The sequence below is a fragment of the Streptomyces carpinensis genome (assembly GCF_002154505.1).
In the GTDB taxonomy this organism is placed as follows: domain Bacteria; phylum Actinomycetota; class Actinomycetes; order Streptomycetales; family Streptomycetaceae; genus Streptomyces; species Streptomyces carpinensis.
Genome location: NZ_MUBM01000291.1, coordinates 1 through 5,372, shown reverse-complemented (window position 1 = coordinate 5,372; position 5,372 = coordinate 1). Strand labels below are relative to the sequence as shown.

Genomic DNA, 5,372 nt, shown 5'->3' with positions numbered 1-5,372 from the left:
GGTGAGTACGAAGGAAGCGTCCGTTCCTTGAGAACTCAACAGCGTGCCAAAAGTCAACGCCAGATATGTTGATACCCCGTCTCCGGCCGATCACGGCTGGGGCGAGGTTCCTTTGAAATAACACAGCGAGGACGCTGTGAACCGAGGGGACTATTCCTCCTCTCTGGTTCCGCTCTCGTGGTGTTCGCCCCGATCACGGGGAAGCATTCACGGAGAGTTTGATCCTGGCTCAGGACGAACGCTGGCGGCGTGCTTAACACATGCAAGTCGAACGATGAACCACTTCGGTGGGGATTAGTGGCGAACGGGTGAGTAACACGTGGGCAATCTGCCCTGCACTCTGGGACAAGCCCTGGAAACGGGGTCTAATACCGGATATGACCGTCTTGGGCATCCTTGATGGTGTAAAGCTCCGGCGGTGCAGGATGAGCCCGCGGCCTATCAGCTTGTTGGTGAGGTAACGGCTCACCAAGGCGACGACGGGTAGCCGGCCTGAGAGGGCGACCGGCCACACTGGGACTGAGACACGGCCCAGACTCCTACGGGAGGCAGCAGTGGGGAATATTGCACAATGGGCGAAAGCCTGATGCAGCGACGCCGCGTGAGGGATGACGGCCTTCGGGTTGTAAACCTCTTTCAGCAGGGAAGAAGCGCAAGTGACGGTACCTGCAGAAGAAGCGCCGGCTAACTACGTGCCAGCAGCCGCGGTAATACGTAGGGCGCAAGCGTTGTCCGGAATTATTGGGCGTAAAGAGCTCGTAGGCGGCTTGTCGCGTCGGTTGTGAAAGCCCGGGGCTTAACCCCGGGTCTGCAGTCGATACGGGCAGGCTAGAGTTCGGTAGGGGAGATCGGAATTCCTGGTGTAGCGGTGAAATGCGCAGATATCAGGAGGAACACCGGTGGCGAAGGCGGATCTCTGGGCCGATACTGACGCTGAGGAGCGAAAGCGTGGGGAGCGAACAGGATTAGATACCCTGGTAGTCCACGCCGTAAACGGTGGGCACTAGGTGTGGGCGACATTCCACGTCGTCCGTGCCGCAGCTAACGCATTAAGTGCCCCGCCTGGGGAGTACGGCCGCAAGGCTAAAACTCAAAGGAATTGACGGGGGCCCGCACAAGCGGCGGAGCATGTGGCTTAATTCGACGCAACGCGAAGAACCTTACCAAGGCTTGACATACACCGGAAAACCCTGGAGACAGGGTCCCCCTTGTGGTCGGTGTACAGGTGGTGCATGGCTGTCGTCAGCTCGTGTCGTGAGATGTTGGGTTAAGTCCCGCAACGAGCGCAACCCTTGTCCCGTGTTGCCAGCAGGCCCTTGTGGTGCTGGGGACTCACGGGAGACCGCCGGGGTCAACTCGGAGGAAGGTGGGGACGACGTCAAGTCATCATGCCCCTTATGTCTTGGGCTGCACACGTGCTACAATGGCCGGTACAATGAGCTGCGATACCGCGAGGTGGAGCGAATCTCAAAAAGCCGGTCTCAGTTCGGATTGGGGTCTGCAACTCGACCCCATGAAGTCGGAGTCGCTAGTAATCGCAGATCAGCATTGCTGCGGTGAATACGTTCCCGGGCCTTGTACACACCGCCCGTCACGTCACGAAAGTCGGTAACACCCGAAGCCGGTGGCCCAACCCCTTGTGGGAGGGAGCTGTCGAAGGTGGGACTGGCGATTGGGACGAAGTCGTAACAAGGTAGCCGTACCGGAAGGTGCGGCTGGATCACCTCCTTTCTAAGGAGCACTTCTAGGCCGCCTAGCGGTCCAGAGGCCAGTACATCAGCGAACGTCTGATGCTGGTTGCTCATGGGTGGAACGTTGACTATTCGGTCAGGACCTCGGGTCGGGGGCTGCTAGTACTGCTCGTTAGAGCGTGGAACGCACGATCTCCGGACGGGACCTGGCCGGGCACGCTGTTGGGTGTCTGAAGGTGCGGCCGTGTGGCCGGGAAGCCTTCGATGCCGGCCCCAGTGAACTCGAGCCTTGGTGGTTCGGGGTGGTGGGTGGTTGGTCGTTGTTTGAGAACTGCACAGTGGACGCGAGCATCTGTGGCCAAGTTTTTAAGGGCGCACGGTGGATGCCTTGGCACCAGGAACCGATGAAGGACGTGGGAGGCCGCGATAGTCCCCGGGGAGTCGTCAACCAGGCTTTGATCCGGGGGTTTCCGAATGGGGAAACCCGGCAGTCGTCATGGGCTGTCACCCACTGCTGAACACATAGGCAGTGTGGAGGGAACGCGGGGAAGTGAAACATCTCAGTACCCGCAGGAAGAGAAAACAACCGTGATTCCGGGAGTAGTGGCGAGCGAAACCGGATGAGGCCAAACCGTATGCGTGTGAGACCCGGCAGGGGTTGCGTATGCGGGGTTGTGGGATTTCTCTTGATCAGTCTGCCGGCTGGTCGGCGAGTCAGAAACCGTATGGATAGGCGAAGGGCATGCGAAAGGCCCGGCGTAGAGGGTAAGACCCCCGTAGCTGAAATCTGTACGGCTCGTTTGAGAAACACCCAAGTAGCACGGGGCCCGAGAAATCCCGTGTGAATCTGGCGGGACCACCCGCTAAGCCTAAATATTCCCTGGTGACCGATAGCGGATAGTACCGTGAGGGAATGGTGAAAAGTACCCCGGGAGGGGAGTGAAATAGTACCTGAAACCGTGTGCCTACAAGCCGTGGGAGCGTCGGAACAAGGCTTGCCTTGTTCTCGTGACTGCGTGCCTTTTGAAGAATGAGCCTGCGAGTTTGCGGTGTGTTGCGAGGTTAACCCGGGTGGGGTAGCCGTAGCGAAAGCGAGTCCGAACAGGGCGCTGTAGTAGCACGCTCAAGACCCGAAGCGGAGTGATCTAGCCATGGGCAGGTTGAAGCGGAGGTAAGACTTCGTGGAGGACCGAACCCACCAGGGTTGAAAACCTGGGGGATGACCTGTGGTTAGGGGTGAAAGGCCAATCAAACTCCGTGATAGCTGGTTCTCCCCGAAATGCATTTAGGTGCAGCGTCGTGTGTTTCTTGCCGGAGGTAGAGCACTGGATAGGCGATGGGCCCTACCGGGTTACTGACCTTAGCCAAACTCCGAATGCCGGTAAGTGAGAGCGCGGCAGTGAGACTGTGGGGGATAAGCTCCATGGTCGAGAGGGAAACAGCCCAGAGCATCGACTAAGGCCCCTAAGCGTACGCTAAGTGGGAAAGGATGTGGAGTCGCACAGACAACCAGGAGGTTGGCTTAGAAGCAGCCACCCTTGAAAGAGTGCGTAATAGCTCACTGGTCTAGTGATTCCGCGCCGACAATGTAGCGGGGCTCAAGCGTACCGCCGAAGTCGTGTCATTGCAGCATGTACGGCCAACGCCGGCTGTGATGGGTAGGGGAGCGTCGTCTGCCGGGTGAAGCGGCACTGGAAGGTAGTCGTGGACGGTTGACGAGTGAGAATGCAGGCATGAGTAGCGATTCACACGTGAGAAACGTGTGCGCCGATTGACTAAGGGTTCCTGGGTCAAGCTGATCTGCCCAGGGTAAGTCGGGACCTAAGGCGAGGCCGACAGGCGTAGTCGATGGATAACCGGTTGATATTCCGGTACCCGCTGTGAAGCGTCAAACATCGAATCCAGTGATGCTAAGGCCGTGAAGCCGCCGGTGATCCCTTCGGGGTGATCCGGAGTGGTGGAGCCGCCGGACCAAGTTGGTAGTAGGTGAGTGATGGGGTGACGCAGGAAGGTAGTCCATCCCGGGCGGTGGTTGTCCCGGGGTAAGGGTGTAGCCCGAGTGGTAGGTAAATCCGCCATTCATGTGGGTGAGACCTGATGCCGAGCCGATTGTGGTGAAGTGGATGATCCTATGCTGTCGAGAAAAGCCTCTAGCGAGTTTCATGGCGGCCCGTACCCTAAACCGACTCAGGTGGTCAGGTAGAGAATACCGAGGCGTTCGGGTGAACTATGGTTAAGGAACTCGGCAAAATGCCCCCGTAACTTCGGGAGAAGGGGGGCCACGCCTGGTGATGAGCTTTGCGCTCTGAGCTGGGGGTGGCCGCAGAGACCAGCGAGAAGCGACTGTTTACTAAAAACACAGGTCCGTGCGAAGCCGTAAGGCGATGTATACGGACTGACGCCTGCCCGGTGCTGGAACGTTAAGGGGACCGGTTAGCTTCACTTCGGTGGGGCGAAGCTGAGAACTTAAGCGCCAGTAAACGGCGGTGGTAACTATAACCATCCTAAGGTAGCGAAATTCCTTGTCGGGTAAGTTCCGACCTGCACGAATGGCGTAACGACTTCTCGACTGTCTCAACCATAGGCCCGGTGAAATTGCACTACGAGTAAAGATGCTCGTTTCGCGCAGCAGGACGGAAAGACCCCGGGACCTTTACTACAGTTTGATATTGGTGTTCGGTTCGGCTTGTGTAGGATAGCTGGGAGACTTTGAAGCGGCCACGCCAGTGGTTGTGGAGTCGTCGTTGAAATACCAGTCTGGTCGTGCTGGATGTCTAACCTGGGTCCGTGATCCGGATCAGGGACAGTGTCTGATGGGTAGTTTAACTGGGGCGGTTGCCTCCTAAAGGGTAACGGAGGCGCCCAAAGGTTCCCTCAGCCTGGTTGGCAATCAGGTGTTGAGTGTAAGTGCACAAGGGAGCTTGACTGTGAGACCGACGGGTCGAGCAGGGACGAAAGTCGGGACTAGTGATCCGGCGGTGGCTTGTGGAAGCGCCGTCGCTCAACGGATAAAAGGTACCCCGGGGATAACAGGCTGATCTTCCCCAAGAGTCCATATCGACGGGATGGTTTGGCACCTCGATGTCGGCTCGTCGCATCCTGGGGCTGGAGTCGGTCCCAAGGGTTGGGCTGTTCGCCCATTAAAGCGGTACGCGAGCTGGGTTTAGAACGTCGTGAGACAGTTCGGTCCCTATCCGCTGTGCGCGTAGGAGTCTTGAGAAGGGCTGTCCCTAGTACGAGAGGACCGGGACGGACGAACCTCTGGTGTGCCAGTTGTTCTGCCAAGGGCATGGCTGGTTGGCTACGTTCGGGAGGGATAACCGCTGAAAGCATCTAAGCGGGAAGCCTGCTTCGAGATGAGGACTCCCACCCACTTGATGGGGTAAGGCTCCCAGTAGACGACTGGGTTGATAGGCCGGATCTGGAAGCACGGTAACGTGTGGAGGTGACCGGTACTAATAGGCCGAGGGCTTGTCCTCAGTTGCTCGCGTCCACTGTGTTGGTTCTGAAACCACGAACAACCGTCGCAGCCACGTGCTGTGGCTCCGGTTGTCAGTTTCATAGTGTTTCGGTGGTCATAGCGTGAGGGAAACGCCCGGTTACATTTCGAACCCGGAAGCTAAGCCTTACAGCGCCGATGGTACTGCAGGGGGGACCCTGTGGGAGAGTAGGACACCGCCG

The 5,372-nt window shown here is 58.2% G+C and carries 3 rRNA genes; all 3 read left to right on the top strand.

The annotated features are described in order from the left end of the window. Positions 1-206: 206 nt before the first annotated feature. Positions 207-1,731, top strand: a 16S ribosomal RNA gene (locus BZY54_RS34320). A 316-nt stretch (positions 1,732-2,047) separates the two neighbouring features. Continuing rightward, positions 2,048-5,170: ribosomal RNA gene (locus BZY54_RS34315) — 23S ribosomal RNA — on the top strand. 88 nt (positions 5,171-5,258) lie between these two features. Further along, positions 5,259-5,372 (top strand): 5S ribosomal RNA (rrf, locus tag BZY54_RS34310); the annotation flags it as partial.